The sequence below is a fragment of the Alteromonas gilva genome, assembly GCF_028595265.1.
Taxonomy (GTDB): domain Bacteria; phylum Pseudomonadota; class Gammaproteobacteria; order Enterobacterales; family Alteromonadaceae; genus Alteromonas; species Alteromonas gilva.
In genome coordinates, this window is record NZ_JAQQXP010000002.1 from 95,723 (window position 1) to 112,897 (window position 17,175).

11 protein-coding genes are annotated in these 17,175 nt (G+C 52.2%); 10 read left to right on the forward strand and 1 reads right to left on the reverse strand.

Annotated features, from left to right (window positions below; genetic code table 11):
* Positions 1 to 176: 176 nt before the first annotated feature.
* Positions 177 to 899 (reverse strand): helix-turn-helix transcriptional regulator, encoded by a 723-nt coding sequence (locus OIK42_RS14160; RefSeq protein WP_273641679.1) that lies wholly within the window; start codon positions 897 to 899, stop codon positions 177 to 179.
* A gap of 326 nt (positions 900 to 1,225) precedes the next feature.
* Here OIK42_RS14160 and OIK42_RS14165 point away from each other — a divergent pair, with 326 nt between their 5' ends.
* The 10 genes from OIK42_RS14165 to OIK42_RS14210 all read left to right on the forward strand — a co-directional run bounded on the left by OIK42_RS14165 (position 1,226) and on the right by OIK42_RS14210 (position 17,174).
* Entirely contained in the window at positions 1,226 to 3,484 is a 2,259-nt protein-coding gene (locus tag OIK42_RS14165; protein ID WP_273641680.1) for a TonB-dependent receptor, read from the forward strand.
* Between the two features lie 72 nt (positions 3,485 to 3,556).
* A complete protein-coding gene (locus OIK42_RS14170; protein ID WP_273641681.1) occupies positions 3,557 to 5,212 on the forward strand; it encodes a M61 metallopeptidase family protein in 1,656 nt (551 codons plus the stop codon).
* Complete coding sequence (locus OIK42_RS14175) at positions 5,203 to 6,645, forward strand: S10 family serine carboxypeptidase-like protein (protein ID WP_273641682.1); 1,443 nt, start codon at positions 5,203 to 5,205, stop codon at positions 6,643 to 6,645. Before OIK42_RS14170 ends, OIK42_RS14175 begins: the two co-directional genes overlap by 10 nt.
* Positions 6,642 to 8,687, forward strand: a complete 2,046-nt coding sequence (locus OIK42_RS14180; protein WP_273641683.1) for an amidohydrolase family protein — start codon at positions 6,642 to 6,644, stop codon at positions 8,685 to 8,687. Before OIK42_RS14175 ends, OIK42_RS14180 begins: the two co-directional genes overlap by 4 nt.
* Positions 8,677 to 9,237, forward strand: coding sequence for a RidA family protein (locus OIK42_RS14185; RefSeq protein WP_273641684.1), 561 nt, complete (start codon positions 8,677 to 8,679; stop codon positions 9,235 to 9,237). Before OIK42_RS14180 ends, OIK42_RS14185 begins: the two co-directional genes overlap by 11 nt.
* Positions 9,234 to 10,517 carry an aminotransferase class V-fold PLP-dependent enzyme gene (locus OIK42_RS14190; RefSeq protein WP_273641685.1) on the forward strand — a complete coding sequence of 428 codons (1,284 nt, stop codon included), beginning with the start codon at positions 9,234 to 9,236 and terminating at the stop codon, positions 10,515 to 10,517. The genes OIK42_RS14185 and OIK42_RS14190 overlap by 4 nt, the downstream gene beginning before the upstream one ends.
* A complete protein-coding gene (locus tag OIK42_RS14195) occupies positions 10,514 to 10,960 on the forward strand; it encodes a RidA family protein (RefSeq protein ID WP_273641686.1) in 447 nt (148 codons plus the stop codon). Before OIK42_RS14190 ends, OIK42_RS14195 begins: the two co-directional genes overlap by 4 nt.
* Positions 10,960 to 12,660, forward strand: coding sequence for a M61 metallopeptidase family protein (locus OIK42_RS14200; RefSeq protein WP_273641687.1), 1,701 nt, complete (start codon positions 10,960 to 10,962; stop codon positions 12,658 to 12,660). Before OIK42_RS14195 ends, OIK42_RS14200 begins: the two co-directional genes overlap by 1 nt.
* A 3-nt stretch (positions 12,661 to 12,663) precedes the next feature.
* Positions 12,664 to 14,130, forward strand: a complete 1,467-nt coding sequence (locus OIK42_RS14205) for a S10 family peptidase (RefSeq protein WP_273641688.1) — start codon at positions 12,664 to 12,666, stop codon at positions 14,128 to 14,130.
* Positions 14,131 to 14,489: 359 nt separating this feature from the next.
* Complete coding sequence (locus OIK42_RS14210; RefSeq protein WP_273641689.1) at positions 14,490 to 17,174, forward strand: TonB-dependent receptor; 2,685 nt, start codon at positions 14,490 to 14,492, stop codon at positions 17,172 to 17,174.
* The last annotated feature ends 1 nt before the right edge of the window (position 17,175 follow it).

Below are 17,175 nucleotides of genomic sequence, written 5' to 3' on the forward strand. Positions count from 1 at the left end.
ACGCTTTTTAAGGTCTAACCTCATACGTCTGTGCTGGCGAGCGGTTTAGTCTGGACTGCAATAAAATTAACACCGTACCTGCAATCTAAACTACCGTTGTTCCACAAGTAGTTTGTAATTTATTCCTGATTCTGGCCAATCATTCAATCACTGTTATTGCAGGCCCGCAATACTGACTATTTGTTTGCCGAGCGGTTTTTGAGTTCTTCCAGATAGTTGTAAATGGTAAAACGCGTAACGCCAAGTGCTTTAGCCGCGCGGTTGACGCCGCCCCTTACAATAAACAAACCGCCTTTTTGCATGGCATCCACGGCGTTGAGCTTTTCTTCGCGGTTCATTTTTTCTACCGGTTTACCGTAACGTTGAATGTTAGTTGAAATCACGTCGTCCATTAGGGTTTCGACTTTTTCGGCCGGCTTGGGCGGCGGCGCAGCACGCGGTGTTTTATGCGCAATGGAGTTTAACCAGGTGCGCGCCATGTCGGGGATTGTGGTATCTGAATTAAAGCACAGTCCGGCAAAGGGGATGCCGTCGCTGTCACGAAATACCGCTGTGGCAGATTGTAACTCCACCCCTTCACTGTTTATGGTGCGGTAATCGGTGATAATGTTATTTTGCTTGCCTTTGGCCGCTGCAATTTCTTTAGCGCCTTCAAATCCCTTGTCGTCTTTTGGTCCGGCCAGAATCGAGTCGCCGATAACGCGGTTGGTGACATGGCCATTGGCAATGGCAACCACGGAGCTCTCTGGACGGGTTAAGTCGTGCAGCACTACTTCGATGTTTTCGTACAATACTTCCTGTAATACCGATACCACGGTTTGTAACGTCGACATCACCAGTTGTCGCTCCATTTCACAAAACTGTGAGCGAACCTCGGTCGGGGTACTTTGCTGTTCCATGCCCATTATGTAGAAAGCCTCTGCAATAATTTATCCGGATAACACCAGTGTACTGAGATTTATGATTTAAACAAATTGTTTATTTTGAACATAAAACCTTTGATTAATTCAACATTATGTGTAATTTTAATGGTTCTGAACAAAAATAAATCAACCTGAAAAGCCAATGCCAGTTAACGGGTAAAGGCAAAAAAAAGTTGTTTAGGCTAATAAAAATAACAAATATGGCCGTATTGCCGGTTGGTTTGTTGAACGTAAGATATGCCGGTTTTACGTCAACAATAAATCGTTTTAGAATTCAACATAGTGTTAAATTTGGGGAAAACATGTTTAATCAAAATATTAAAAACGCGCACTTAAATGCCATTACGCGTTCGATGATTGTCGCCGCAGGCGCGATGACCTTTAGCATGGCCGCTACACCGGTGTGGGCGCAAGACGCTGAGCAAAAAGAAGACGAAGCCATTGTCGAAAATATTATCGTTACGGCGCAAAAACGGTCTGAACGGCTGCAGGACGTGCCATTATCCATTGACGTACTGAATGCCTCAAGACTGGCTGAGTCAGGTAAAGCGAAGCTGGCCGACTTTTACACCGAAATTCCGGGCCTGAGTTATGTGCAAAGCCAAATGAGTAGCGCCATTATTATGCGTGGTATTGGCACCGACGCGGGTACCAGCATTCGCCCTACCGCGAGCACAACGATTGATGATGTGCCTTATGGCTCTGCTACCAATACCGGCGTGTCGCCCGATCTGGATCCGTCGGATCTGCAACAAATCGAAGTGCTACGTGGTCCTCAGGGAACACTATACGGCGCTAGTTCAATGGGTGGTTTGTTAAAATATGTTACCCGTGACCCGGATCTTGAATATACCGAAGGCCGCGTTGAGTTAGGTGGCGCCAGCGCTGCCCATGGTAGCGAAGGTTACAGTATTCGTATGTCAGGCAGTACGCCGCTTACCGATAACTTTGCTATTCGCGCCAGCGCATTTAAACGGGAAGATCCGTCGTTTGTAACTAATACCCGTGATGGCGCAGAAAACACGACCACCGCCGAAGGGGCTCGTGTGGCCGCATTATGGCAAATCACCGACAACGTGAGTTTTCGTGGCTCGGCACTGTTCCAGAATAATGCCCAGGGGCAGTCATCTACCATCGACAGCAGCTACGATCTCACGCCTGTTGACGGTCAGTATTCCCATACGCGTATGGTGGGTGCCGACGTATTCGAAGGCGAGACCCGCTTTTATACTGCACGCCTGAATGCCGAGCTGGGCTGGGCCACATTCGACGCAATTACCGGTTACAGCGAACACCGCTCCACCGCTAAGCAGGATGTGGGTTATACCACCATTGGTGATTTAGCCCCGATTTTTGCGGGCATGCTGGGGCTACCGTTTGAAAATCCAGGCGCGCAAATTGACAACCGCTATGATGTCGATAAGCTGAGCCAGGAATTACGCCTGTCTTCACCGGAGCAAGCGTTAATGTGGCAGGTTGGCTTGTTTTATACCAAAGAAGAGGTCGACAGCCTGCAAAACTTCTATTTGGGCGACAACCAAACGGGTGATGTGTTTTTCGACGTACCGCTGCTGATTTCTTTAGGTGATAACGAATACGAAGAGTCTGCTATCTTTGCTAACACAACTTACGCTATCACTGACAAGCTCGACGTTACTGTTGGCGGTCGCTACGCCGAAAACGAGATTTCGGGTAACGGCGAAGCGGGCGGCATGCTGGCCTCTCCATCAACTACGAGCGAAAGCACAACCGATAACGTCTTTACTTATTTATTGTCGACCCGCTACAAGTTTAATGAAGAGATGATGGCATATGCCCGTATTTCTTCGGGGTACCGCGCTGGTGGCACCAACAGTGATCTGCTCACCAATGCGCCGCAAAGCTACAGCTCAGACGAACTGGTAAGTTATGAAATAGGCTTTAAAGGCGCGTTGTTAGACGGAGATTTACGTACCGACGCAGCGCTGTTTTATATCGACTGGACTGACTTGCAGTTAACGCAGTTGGATCTGGAATTTGGCTCTACCTATTCTACCAATGCTGGCGCAGCGGTCAGCCAGGGACTGGAATTCAGCATCGACTACGATATCAATGCAAATTGGGTATTCTCTACCAACTATGCGTTTACCGATGCCACTCTGACCGAAGATATTCCGGGATTTGTTGAAGGGTCAACGGCCTACGGCAAAGATGGCGATCAACTGCCGTTTACCGGTAAACATAGTGGTACTGCGGGTATCAGCCGTTTTGTTGAACTGAGTAACGGGCTTGAGTTGGCCATTAACGCGAAGGTGCGTTATACCGATGATCGTCAAATGCAGTTTACCCAGTCAGCGGCGTTACCACGCATTCAGTTACCGGGCTACACGACAGTTGATTTAAGCGCCACGCTTACCGATCTGGACTGGAAACTGACTGTGTACGCCAACAACGTTACTGATAAGGTCGGTTACGTTAATGCCAACCGTCGCTCTTCGGCAGCGCTGGGTACCGATGTTACCTACGGTCCAACGCTTATTCAGCCGCGCACAATCGGCGCCACAATAGCGTATCAGTTCTAAGCCAATACACGGCCGGTTCGCCGGCCGTGAACTCGTGTTCCTCTCCATACGTTTTTATTTAACAGGTTGATTATGAAAGTCGTAACCTTGTTATTGGCATTGTTGGTGAGCGTGCCTGTGTTAGCACAATCGCCGGCATTGCAAATAACAATGACCCCGCTATTCAGCGACGGGCAGCTTACCGCCGTGAGCATTGAGCAGCACTACAGCGGCCTGCAGGGTAAGCAGCCACTGTGGTCTGTTTCACAAACCGTAGGGCCTCTGCAAAATATCGCAGCGCGTATCCACGGCCTGTCGTTGCGTGACAGTCAGGGTAATGTACCCTTGCTCGATACCCAGCAGACTCCTGTAGTGCTAGAGGTTAGCAACCCGCAAAGCTGGCAGACAGGCCGGGCGATCAATGGCGAGGTCACGCTTCGCTATACCGCAGACGTGTCTGAGGATACCAATACCGGGCCAACCTGGGAGTTGCGCTCACAAGCAACCGGGGTAAGCGGCGCCGGGATTGCTTTTTTAGTCTTGCCCGACCTTGATACCGATCTCAAAGTAACCAGTAACTGGGTACTCTCAGCGTTTCCGTACCCGGCTTCGCAGATCGATAGTTTACCGGCAGCACCAGCAATATCGCTTAACCGCGTGCTGATGAGTTATTTTATGGCGGGCAATCTCGCCACTACGCCCGCATCTGCGGCACCGTTTTACGCCGCGTCTTTGCAATCGTTCAATGCCATATCCAACACCGAGCTACTTAACTGGTCGGCGGCGAGTTACAAACAGCTGAACCGGCTATTTAATACGGCCGGTCAACAACCGTTTACCGTGCTATTTCGCGATAATCCGCTCATTATGCAAAGCGGTACCGCGTTGCCAGACGCCTTAATGGTGGCCGCTAAAGCAGAGAACACCCAGAGCAAGCTAAAACAAATACTCATGCACGAGATGGTGCATGTGTTTTTGCATGGCCTGGCTGACGAAAGCTGGTTTCAGGAAGGCCTGGCCATTTATTACCAGGATCGCGCTGCGTTTTTACTCGGTATGCTAACCGTAACCGAGTACGCCGAGCGGATGAATAACACCTTGCTTAAGTATTACAGCAACGTGCAAAAGCACATGACCATGAGCGATGCCACGGCCGCTTTCTGGACTGATGCCAGGGCTCGTTTGCAGCCGTACAACCGCGGTGCGATGTACTTTATGATTACCGATGGTCGTATTCGCACTGCCACGAACGGCAAGCGCAACCTCGACCATGTGCTAAATCAGTTTCTAACGATGCACCGGCGCGGCGAGTCGGTGACCAAAGACGATTGGTTAACCTTGTTGCAGAGTATTATCGGTGAGCAGGCGTATGCAGATTACAACGCCATGCAACAGGGCGATATGTTAATACCCGACAACAACGCGCTGGGCGAATGCTTTGCCCTTACTAAAACCACGACACCTGTTTTTGAGCTAGGCTTTGATATTGCCAGTTTGATGCAGTCGCCGCGGATCATTCGCGGCTTAAAAGCCGGTTCGCCGGCGGCGAAAGCCGGGCTAAAAGAACACGACGTGGTGCTTAATACCCTGAGCCTTGATGCCCGGCAGGCAACGCCACAAGCACCAATTCAACTTGTCGTTCAACGCGGCAACGCCGAACAAACCATTTCGTTTGTGCCGGCAGGGCCGCAGACCACGTCCTATGCCTGGCAGGTGCGTGGCCACAATGAGGAACAATCATGTCACTAATACGACGCCTGTTATGCCTGGCCGTTGCCAGTTGCGTGTTACCGGTGAATGCGGCCAGCACTAACTGGCATCACATCCAGCAATCTCACGAGTATTCCCTTAACGATACTGATTATTCGTATCAGGCCTATTTCAATGAGCTGATGCTCAGTGAATCGGCGTCTGTTAGCGCGACTTCCTATGTTATCGACAGTGCCGCTAAACGCCCGGTGCTGTTTGCCTTTAACGGCGGGCCTGGCGCCTCCTCCTCGCCGCTGCACTTTAATGGTATCGGGCCCTGGAACAAAGAAAAAAACGCCAGTGGCGAAGAGACCTTTACACGCAATCCGGCTACTGCATTAAAGTATGCTGATCTGGTGTTTATTGACCCACCGGGTACCGGGTTTAGCTTACCCTCAGAAACGCCACGGGACCATGCAAACGTCTGGACCCCTGAGGGCGATGCTCAAACTGTTCATCGCTTTATTACTGCCTGGCTTAAGCAACACAACCGCGAGGATGCGCCGGTTTACTTAGCGGGCGAAAGTTACGGCGGATTTCGTTTGGCCACACTGCTCGGGCAGCCTGTCAGCTACGATTTACGCGGCATACTGCTTATCTCGCCCATGCTCGATGCCAGCGCAACAGAAGTTGCCGGGGGGAATATCCTGCCCTACATCCTGAACCTGCCCTCTTTTGCGGTGGCGGCGGTGCAACATGGGCTGGTTGAAAGTCACGGGTTATCCAGTCGCGAGGTGTTTAACCGCGCCAAAGCGTTTGCGTTGTCCGAGTACGCTCAGGCATTACTTATGGGCGCGGCACTACCCGAAGCGCAGGCCCGGGCGGTCGCCAGCAAAATGGCCGGCTATCTGGGGCTAAGCGCGGCCACCATCGTTGCTCACGATCTTAAAATCGACAGTGAATACTTTCGTCTTAATGCGCTAAAAGCCCAGGGCCAACAGTTTGGCCGGCTTGATGCGCGTGTATTGGCGCCAATACCTAAGAAAGACAATGACAAGCCGTCTGCCTTAAGCGATCCCTCTCTGGGATTAGGCAAGTCGCTGATTATGCGCTCTGACGCGATTACCAACTATATGCAGCAAGCGCTCGGCGTTGAGCGCAGCACCCCCTACGCCGCGCTATCGCTGGAGGTTAACCGCCAGTGGCAATACGGCAAACAGGGCTCGCCCTGGGAGGGGCCAAACTTTTATTTTAATCCCACACCCAATATCGCTGCGCAACTTAGCCAGCGGCCCAACTTCAAAGTAGTGGTACTTACCGGTTACTTCGATTTGGCCGTGCCGGCGTTAGCCCCCTGGTATGCCCTGACGCAAAGCGGCATTGCGCCGCAGCAGGTGCAATACGAAATGATTAACAGCGGTCATTCGGTGTTTGCCGAGCAGGCTGAGCAGGCGCGACTGGAAACGATTATGCAGGAGTTACTTCAACCATGATGATATGGCGTATAAAAGCCCGCCAATACACCAGGGCAACACTGGTTGCTTTGCTCACGGCGCTGGCGGTACAACCGGTCATGGCTGGCACGCAAACCTTATCGGTGCTGGCCAATAGCGAAAAAGTCGGTTTTGTAAACGTGTTGCACGAAGATCACAGAGTGTCGGTTGATTATCACGTCGACAACAATGGGCGCGGACCAAAGCTGCACGCTGACATCGCGCTCAACGACGAGGGCATGCCCGTAGACTGGCAAATTAGCGGCCGTTCTTTAATGGGCGGGCAAATAAGCGAAACCTACGAGTGGCAAAACGGCGTTGCCAACTGGCAGAGTCAGGCTGACAGTGGCAGCACAAAACAACCCGCCCCCACGCTTTATATTACGAATGACAGCACGCCCTGGGAAACCGCGCACTATGTGAAAACCGTATGGGCACAGCCCGGGCATCGCCTGGCGGTAGTGCCCGCCGGTGAACTCTCGGTAGAGCGGTTGCAGACCATTTCGCTCGATGGCGATGTTGCCGCCACCGTGTACCGAATGACAGGGCGCGGGCTTACGCCTGATTACGTGCTGTTTGACAACAACATGATGCTGTTTGCGGTACTTGGCAGCAACCAACTTACTATACGGGAAGGCTTTGAATCTGCGTTGGCACGCTTGTCAGCCCTGTATGGCGAGCTCGAAATGAGCAGGGTACAAACCCTGCAGCAGAGGCTGTCGCATAGCATTGATGGCCGCTACGCAGTAAAAAACGCGTACCTGTTTAATAGCCAGAACGGTACGCGGCAAGGACCGGTTAACGTGGTAGTAGAAAACGGCGTGATTCAGCTTATTGCGCCCGTGAGCAAGTCGGCTGTGATCAGGGATTTACCTTATTTTGATGCGCAAGGCGGCACGCTTATTCCCGGACTGCATGATATGCATTCGCACACCACCCTCGACAGTGGTTTATGGTATCTGGCTGCGGGCGTTACCAATACACGGGATATGGGCAACAATAATGCCTTCCTTGTCGATCTGATTGAGCAGCTTAACCATAAAACCCTGGCCGGGCCGCGCATTGTTAAAAATGGCTTTTTGGAAGGGCGCAGCCCTTATTCGGCGCGCTTAGGCTTTGTGGTAGACAGCGAGGAAGATGCGCTGGAAAAGGTTCGCTGGTATCACGACAACGGTTACTGGCAAATCAAGATTTACAACTCTATGAACCCCGACTGGGTGCCTGCGATTACTCGCGAAGCACATAAACTCGGCATGGGCGTGACCGGCCATATTCCGGCATTCACTAACCCCGATGCCATGATTAACAGCGGCTACGATGAAATCTCACACATTAACCAGCTCATGTTAGGCTGGCTGCTGGAGCCCGGTGAAGACACCCGCACGCCACTGCGCCTCACGGCCATGCAGCGTGCCACCGGGTTGGATCTTAATAGCGACAAGGTGCAACGTACGATTGCTCATATGGCCAATGAGGACATTGCGATTGATCCGACGGCGGTGATTCTGGAACGCCTGATGCTAAGTCGGGCAGGCACTGTCAGCGATGCCGACGCGCCTTATTTAGACCACATGCCCATTAGCTATCAGCGTTACCGTAAGCGCACCTTTGTGCCCAACTTAACGCCTGAGGTGGACACCGCCTACCGGGACAGTTTCAGCAAGTTGCTGGCGGTCATTAAACGCCTGCACGAACAGGGCGTGCAATTGTTGCCCGGCACCGACGATACCAGCGGTTTTACCGTGCATCGTGAAATAGAACTCTATGTAGAAGCAGGGCTGACGCCCGCTGAAGCGCTTATCACCGCGACTTTAGGAAGTGCTGCGTACATGGGCAACGATGAACAGCTCGGCAGCATTGAAGAGGGTAAGAAAGCCGACTTAGTGTTGCTGGCAGGCAATCCGCTCAATGATATCTCCGCCGTGCGCAAACCACGTTTGGTGATCAAAGATGAGCAAGTTTATTTTCCGGCAGAGATATACCGCGCGCTGGGCGTTGTGCCCTTTGCTGAAGAGGTGTCTTTTTCGAGCAATGAAGAGTAACAAAAAGCAGTCCATGGATACCATAGAACAACGTTTAAACGCACTCGGGTATAGCCTGCCGCCAGCCATGAAAGTGCCCGCTGGCATCACTCTCCCGTTTAGTATGGTGAGGGTGATTGGTAATCGCGCCTTAATTTCTGGCCACGGCCCGCAAGCACCGGATGGTGCGCCCACGGCAATCACCGGTACAATAGGCGATAACCTGACGGTGGAAGACGGCTATTACGCCGCGCAGCTTACCGGGTTATCGATTCTGGGCAGTCTCAAACGGACCCTGGGCAGTCTCGACCGCATTGCCTGTTGGGGTAAAATTTTGGGCATGGTGGCCGCGGTGCCAGACTTTGAGCACCATCCCAACGTGATCAACGGCTTTTCAGATCTCATTATACAACTGTTTGGCGAAGAAAAGGGCCAGCACAGCCGTAGTGCTGTCGGCATGGCGTCCTTGCCGTTCGGTATTCCGGTAGAAATAGAAGGCGAGGTTATGCTTTATCCGTCATCTGCCGAACCACATTTAACATCTGCGCATGCAGGGGAGAGTAGCCTATGAAATATGCATCTTTAACCAATCAGCCGGGCATGGGTGTCAATGCCTCGCGACGCAAGTTGTTGTCAGGCTTAGTGGCCGCTGCGCCCGCTGTGGCAGGATTGTCTGCCTTGTCAATGTCGCCCGCCCAGGCTGGCACTGTCAGTGGTGGTTTAAATAACAGCCGGCGCGACTTTGCGTTGCAAACGACCTACATTAACGGCGCCTATACTCACCCCATCAGTACCGGCGCAGGCAAAGCCATAGAGCATTATCTGAGTGGCCGCACCATGGATGCCAACAAAGACAATGTGAGTTTTTCCGGTGACCGTAAAACCGCCATGGACTTATTTGGCGAGTTGTTCAATGCCGATGCCGACGAACTTGCCTGGATCCCCAGTACCATGGTGGGAGAGAATCATGTGGTCGCCGGCCTAGGCTTGCATCAGGGCGGCCGCGTGGTGACCGACGTTTATCACTTTGGCGGGTCATTGTTTATGTACAACGAACTGGCGAAAAAGGGCCTTGATTTACACATTGTTGAGGCCCGCGATAACCGTATTCACCTGGAGGATCTGGACAAAGCCATTACGCCCGGCACTAAACTGGTTGCGCTGACGCTGGTGTCTAATATCGGTGGCTTTGAGCACGATCTTAAAGCGGTTTGCGATATTGCGCATGCCAAAGGCGCCATGGTGTTTGCCGATATTATCCAGTGCGCCGGGGCATCACCCATTGACCTGCATGGCTCGGGCGTCGACTTTGCGTCCTGTTCAACCTACAAGTGGTTGATGGGCGATTTTGGTATCGGCATCATGTACGCCCGCAGAGAAAGTCAGCAACACCTTGAGCGTAGCCAGTATGGTTATCGCCAGGAAGGCAAGTTCGTGTCGCACTATCTGCCCGGTGACACACCCGCCGATGTGCTGCTGGAAACTGAGCCACGGCCTGGTCTGGCCGGATTAGTCGAAGTGGGGACCATGGGGAGCGCTGGTGTTGCCAGTCTGGCGTACTCGCTCAACTACCTTAAAAATCTGGGCATAGCCAACATCGAAGCCTGGCGTCAGCCATTGCTGCAATATTTGCACGAGGAAATTCCCAAGCTAGGTTATAAGTCCATGACCCCAACGGATTCACGTTCACCCATTATCACCTTTGAATGTGTCGGTAAAGGCAACGCTGTCTACGAAAAAATGCAAAAAGCCGGCGTTGAAATCACCGTGTATGGCAACCGGTTCCGCATTGCTCCTTCATTTTATAACACCATGGGGGATGTTGAGACCCTCGTTAAGGCACTCGCATGAAAAACTATATCTGTGTAATTCTGACCACGCTTTGCTGCCTGGTCGGCTCATTTACCGCACAAGCCGGTAATCAACCGGTGTATTACCCGTCCAGCGGTAATGTCCCTTTTTCGAAAGCGGTAAAGGTCGGTGATACTCTTTATTTATCGGGGCTGATTGGTGCTGGTAAGGCCGGCCTGCCAAAAGAGTTTAATGCGCAAATCACCCAGCTAATGGATAACCTGCAAAGCACACTGGCCTCGTTTGATCTGACTACCGATGCTGTCTTTAAATGCACCGTAATGATTGATGACATGGACCGCTGGCCCGACTTTAACAACATTTATATCAAGTACTTTAAGGCCGATCGGTTACCAGCGCGCAGCGCATTTGGTGCTGATGGGCTGGCCATGGGCGCCATTGCAGAACTTGAGTGTATGGCGTATATGCCGGGGGCGCAGTAATGAGCGGGTTAGGCAAAAGCGTGTGGGCTGTGCTCATGATAGGGTGCGTGCTGATAGCGGCTCCGTGCAGTGCACAACAACCAGACTTTCCTGATATGCAAATCACTATTGAGCCTGTTATGCAAAATAACAGTGTCGAACAGGTTAATATGGTTATTAGCTTCGACAGTGACAGCGTCGCCGCAGGCGAGCCCTTGTTGAGCATGCCGGTGGTGTTGGTGTCGACGCCATCTGCCAATTTGCATGCAGCGGATTTACACGTGACCGATGAGCAGGGCGCGCTGACCTTGAGCGAACGCCTCGCTGAACCGGATCCGAGTGGGCAGTACCGGGAGTATATTACTGAGCGTGCTACCCAGGGCAGAATAACCGTCAGCTATGATTTTACACCGCGTGCGGTTGATGAGCTGACCCGCAACGGGCCATTGTTTGACTTTCGTCGGCAAACCGGCGGAGCAATGGGCGCGGGTGTGTACTTTATGGTGCTGCCGACCACAAAAACGCCTTATAACATTAGCCTCAACTGGCAACTCGATAACCTGCCGGCCGCCGTAAAAGGGGTATGGTCGTACGGTGAAGGCAGCCAGCGAAAAATTGGCCCGGTGGATGTTGTGCGTTTTTCTTTTTATGCGGTAGGCGCATTAAAGCAGTACCCACAAACGACAGCGCAGTATACCCAGTACTGGCTTAATCCGCCGCCCTTCGATATGACTAAGCTGGCGCGTAAAACCCAAACCCTGTTTGAGCACATGGCGGCATTTTTTGGTGACACCAATGCGTTTAAGGTGTTTGCCCGCGCTAACCCGTATCCTGCTGGTGGCGGCACCGGCCTGGGGCCATCGTTTATGTTTGGCTATGGCAGGGAGGGTCAAACCACCGATGGCGGCACCGACACCTTATTAAGTCATGAACTGGCGCATACCTGGCCGCGTCTGAATAACGACGAACCCCATGCACTAACGGCGTGGTATACCGAAGGTATGGCCGAGTTCTACTCACTGTTGATGCTCAGACGCTCCGGAGCGATGGAGACTGACGAGTTTGTTCGTCAGCTAAATCAGCGGATGGACAATTACTATGGTAGCCGCTTCCTCACGCTGACCAATGCCGAGGCGGGAGAGTTATTCTGGCAAGAGCACGATGCCCAGCGCGTGCCCTATGGTCGTGGATTAGTGTATCTGCTTAAACTCGACCAGCAGCTCAAGGACGCTTCGCAAGGCGAAGTGTCGCTGGATACGCTGGTGTTGGATGTGTATAACCGCCAACAGGCGGGCGAAACGATTGGCCTAGATGCCTGGCAGGCGATGCTCAGGCAACATCTTGGAGAGCGTGCGGTGGAGGACTTTATCGCTATGACCAACGGCAAGGTGATGACACCTGAGCCGCGTATCTTTGGATGCCTGGTCGCGAGGCCGTATCAGTTTGCACCCTTTGAACTGGGCTTTGATCCCATGCGCTTAGGCGAGGTCAGTGATTTGCGTGCAGACAGCAACGCGGCCAATGCCGGGCTACAAAATGGCGATATCATTACCGCGATTACGCCAGTAGAAGTGCTCAAAAAAAATCCTCAGCAAAAGGTTGAGATGACCGTTACGCGCGGTGATAACACCTTTGATGTGTCCTTTTTGCCCCGGCGTGCCCCCGTATCAGGCTGGCATTGGGTCCGAGATACCACGCAACAATGTGCGTTTAAGGAGTAGCGTATGATTAAACCAATTATGCTGAGCGTCGCGTTACTGACTGGCGTTTTACCATGCGCCACTGTGGTTGCAAAGCAGGGCAACGAAGCGGGTTTTACCACCGTTAAAACCACCCATCAGGGAACATTCGGGGCAACGGCGGTGACGTTCAATTCGGTGGTGGAGGGCTTTGCCCTTGAGCCGTTGGAATCGGGTCGCTTAGAAGTGGTGAGTACCAGCTATCTGCGCCAGCCTGAAAGTGCCAGCCGCCCGGTGTTGTTTGCCTTTAACGGCGGGCCGATTTCGCCTGCTGTGTATTTACATACCCTGGCACTTGGCCCCTGGCGCCTGGCGGTGGATGACAATCTCAGCGCCGATCCGGCCCAGTTCCCGCTGATAAAAAACACTTATGCGCCACTGGATGTGGCCGATGTGGTGTTGTTCGACCCGGCGGGCACGGGTTACAGTCGCTTTGACAGCGATACAACACCGCAGATGTACTTTGGTAACCATAACGACGCGGCTCAATTTGTTGCCTTTATGCAGGCCTGGTTAACCCGCCATGATCGCATGGATTCGCCGGTGTATATTCTTGGCGAGAGCTACGGCACCATGCGTGTAGCAGCGGTTGCCGAGCAGCTCAGTGAACAAAAATCAAAGGTAAACCTGCGCGGCATTTATTTATTTGGTCAGGCGCTTAACCTGCAGGAAACCGCCCAGCGCCACGATAATGTGCTGACCTATCCATTGTCGTTACCCACATTAGCCGCCCTCGGCTGGTATCACCAGCAACTGCCGGATAAGAACACCACTGACTTTGCGGCCCACATGCAGGCTGTTAACGAATTCGCCTATGGCGACTACTTACAGGTATTGCTTAAGGGGAATACCGCCAGCAACGCCGAAAAAACCGCTATTGCTGAGCGCCTTGAGGCGCTGACCGGCCTCAGTGCAGAAACTCATTTGCAGTACGATATTCGCATTACTAAAAACCAGTTTCGCGCTGAGCTACTCAAACACAAAGGCCTGGTACTGGGCGCCAATGACGGCCGGTATGTCCAGGCGCCCAGTGAGGACGCGCCGCTGCCAGATGGCTCAAGCACGATATATCCGGCGGTATTCCGCGCTTTTGACACCATTGCGGCGCAAAAGCTAGGGGTTGATACGCCCCGAGAATATGTGGTGTCTTCACCGGTAAAAGGTTTGGGAGACTGGGATTGGGGCTCAAAAGCCGGTCCGTTCGCTAAGTATCCGTATGCCAACGGCATTGCCGACGCCATGGTGCAGTATCCGCAGCTAACGGTCATGGTTGGCGCCGGACATTACGATACGCTCACCACTACCGGTGCGACCGACTACCTGCTGCGCCACGCTGACTGGCCTAAGGAGCGGGTGATGAAACGGTATTATCCGGGGGGGCACATGGCCTATACCGTAGAGGCCAACCTGGCCCAGTTCAGTGCGGACTTAAAAGCCCTTATCGCGCGCTAATCAACTGGGAAAACCCGCCTTAGATGAGGGAGCTGCCGGTTGGGATTAGCGGCTCCCCATCGCCTTTACTGACTATGTTCACTTGTGCGCTAAGGCGCTTCCCAAAAAATAAGTTCATTTTCCCTCGTTTAGCAACGCCAGACAGCACAGTGCACTGTTGTTTTGCTCATCAGCGTGGCATACGCTCACAAACCGCACTGCGCCGACGTGCTTACTGCACTGGCCGTCTGTCACAAAAACTTCATCAAACTTCGTGTCCGGTTTTAACCGTTATTGCGCTCTTCATCCATGTGACCGCCTGGCACCTAAAGTGGTGCTGCTCAATATAAAAGTTTTTACTTACGATGATGGGACAAACGATGAAACACACGCTCAACAAAACGCGCTTATCCGTGGCAGTGTTTGCTGCGCTATCTGGTATGAGCTTCTCGCCAGTACAAGCACAAACAGTTAATAACGACGACACACTGGAAGTGATTGAAGTCACGTCTTTTCGCGGCTCACTCATTAAAGCCAAAGATCTGAAACGCGAAGCGATCATTTCCCGAGACAGCATCCTGGCTGAAGACATTGCCGATTTCCCGGATCTCAATTTGGCCGACTCATTGCAACGGGTACCGGGTATTACCATCACACGTGAAGCAGGCGAAGGCCGACAGATTTCCCTGCGCGGTTTAGGCCCTGATTTTACCCGTGTGCAGGTAAATGGTATGGAGGCGATGGGGACTTCAGCGTCGCCAATGGATGCCAAAGGCAGTGTAAGTCGTACCCGGGGCTTCGATTTTAACGTGTTTGCGTCGGAGCTGTTTAATCGCATAGATGTCAACAAAACCTATTCTGCTGATCAGGAAGAAGGCGGTATTGGCGGCACAGTGGGGCTGTATACGGCCAAGCCCTTTGACTATTCCGGGTTTAAAAGCGCAGTCTCTTTACGTGGCGGCTACAACGACAACAGCGAAGAAACCGATCCACGCTTTGCTGGCCTGATTAGCAACACCTGGAATAACGTTGGCGCCTTAGTGAGCGTTGCCTACAGCGAACGTAATACCACTGAATTTGGCACCAATACCACGCGCTGGCGCCGCGAAACGGGTAAGTCAGCGGCTGATGAGAGCAACACGGCGTTACAGGCAGAACTGGACTCCGGCGAGTTATGGTTTCCGCGCGGCCATCGCTTTTCGCTGTGGAACAACCAACAACAACGACTGGGGCTAACCGGGGCGCTGCAATTTAAGCCCAGCGATGCATTTAGCCTGACCCTGGATGTCATGTATGCCCAGCTAGAGAACAACCAGAATGAACACCACTCAGCAGTAAAGGATAACAAGGTAGTAAAAGACCTTGAATGGGTAGAAAACGACGGTCAAAAAGAGGTGGTGTACGCCAGCTACGAGGACGCCACCTGGCGCAATGAAAACAGCAGACGGTTTAATGAGTCTACGTTTAACCAGTACACCTTAACTGCACAGTGGCAGCTAACTGATGATCTCAGTATGACGGGGTTGCTGGGGACCAGCTCGTCTGACTTTGAGCAGCCACGGGTTCAAAAATCGAACATACATGCCCGCAAGAAGGTCGATATTATCAGTGACTTCACCGGCGATCGTTTTTATGGCGTAAGCTATTCGCCCGACTTTGATACCACTGGCATTGAGGGTTTTGAAGTTAAGGATATTTACCTGCAGGAAAACTATATCACTAACGATTTCGACACGGCCAAAGTGGATTTTACCTATTTTACGGGTGACACCGGCGTGCTGAGTTTTGGTGCCAACTACAAAAAGTTTGAAAACAGCGAATATCAGTTATCCCAAAGCAATGCGCAAAACATTGCACCGCAAAATACCGGGGATAGCACGCTGACCGCTGATATGACGTCGGTATTTACCCAACATCCTGATGCGCAATGGATTCAGGGCGAACTGCCGGTGCTGTTAGATCATTACGGCTTAACCGACTACAGCATTGACGATAGCAGCATTACCCCTAATCACAAATCACCTGTCAGCGAAGATACCCTGGCATTTTATGTTACTTACGGCTGGGAAATGGTGCTTGGCGATAACCCGCTGAGAGTGCAAACGGGTTTACGTTATTTCGACACTGAAATCACCGCAGCGGGTATTTCCAATGGGGTTAATATAGAAACCTCACGTACCTATTCTGATGTGCTGCCTACGCTGAATATGGTGTATGAGCTAAACGATGACATGTTGCTGCGTCTGGGCGCGAGTCAGAATATTACCCGTCCATCGCTGGGTGCGGTGAGCTATAACGCGTCGGTGTCGCAAACCTCGGGCGAAGCGATTACCAGCGTATCCATGGGTAATCCAACCCTTGAGCCCTTTGAATCAACCAACCTTGATTTAGCGTATGAGTGGTATTTTGATGAAGTCGGATACTTGTCGGCAGCGCTGTTTCACAAGAAAATCGATAACTTTATTGTATCGACCACCACGGAAGTCGTGTATTCGTCGCTGGGGCTGCCAGCAGAGTTATTGCCGGCGGATAAAACCATCGACAGCATCTTTTACCTGGATCGTCCGGAAAACCTCGATTCATCAACCATCAAAGGGATAGAGCTGTCTTTCTCCCGGGATTTGGACTTTTTGCCCGCCCCCTTCGATCACTTAGGGGTTATTGCCAACTACACTTACGCAGATGGCGAAGCGCTTTACCGCAATGTGTATGGCGAAGAGGGCAATGACCAGTACAAAGCGTTCACGGGGTTGTCGAAAAACAGCTATAATTTTACGCTTTATTACGAACAGGATAACTGGGGTGGACGTATTTCAGCGGCACACCGGAGCCCTTATATCGCCAGCGCCTCGTCGACCGGCGACCAGGATGAAAGTGGTTATCACGAAACCACTTACCTCGATTTCTCAGCGTTCTATCAGGTTACTGACAGTTTGCGTTTAAACCTTGAGGGCATTAACCTCACCGATGAACGTGAAGAACTATACAGCGACTCTCACGACCGTCAGTACAATACCACCAGCAGTGGCCGAACCGTCATGGCCGGGGTAACCGTACAGTTTTAAC

Bases quoted from the DNA above. Each gene is read 5' to 3' on its own strand.
- OIK42_RS14175 (WP_273641682.1), top strand. From the start codon at position 5,203: ATGTCACTAATACGACGCCTGTTATGCCTGGCCGTTGCCAGTTGCGTG.
- OIK42_RS14195 (WP_273641686.1), top strand. From the start codon at position 10,514: ATGAAAAACTATATCTGTGTAATTCTGACCACGCTTTGCTGCCTGGTC.
- OIK42_RS14200 (WP_273641687.1), top strand. From the start codon at position 10,960: ATGAGCGGGTTAGGCAAAAGCGTGTGGGCTGTGCTCATGATAGGGTGC.
- OIK42_RS14180 (WP_273641683.1), top strand. From the start codon at position 6,642: ATGATGATATGGCGTATAAAAGCCCGCCAATACACCAGGGCAACACTG.
- OIK42_RS14205 (WP_273641688.1), top strand. From the start codon at position 12,664: ATGATTAAACCAATTATGCTGAGCGTCGCGTTACTGACTGGCGTTTTA.
- OIK42_RS14170 (WP_273641681.1), top strand. From the start codon at position 3,557: ATGAAAGTCGTAACCTTGTTATTGGCATTGTTGGTGAGCGTGCCTGTG.
- OIK42_RS14210 (WP_273641689.1), top strand. From the start codon at position 14,490: ATGAAACACACGCTCAACAAAACGCGCTTATCCGTGGCAGTGTTTGCT.
- OIK42_RS14165 (WP_273641680.1), top strand. From the start codon at position 1,226: ATGTTTAATCAAAATATTAAAAACGCGCACTTAAATGCCATTACGCGT.
- OIK42_RS14160 (WP_273641679.1), bottom strand. From the start codon at position 899: ATGGAACAGCAAAGTACCCCGACCGAGGTTCGCTCACAGTTTTGTGAA.
- OIK42_RS14185 (WP_273641684.1), top strand. From the start codon at position 8,677: ATGAAGAGTAACAAAAAGCAGTCCATGGATACCATAGAACAACGTTTA.
- OIK42_RS14190 (WP_273641685.1), top strand. From the start codon at position 9,234: ATGAAATATGCATCTTTAACCAATCAGCCGGGCATGGGTGTCAATGCC.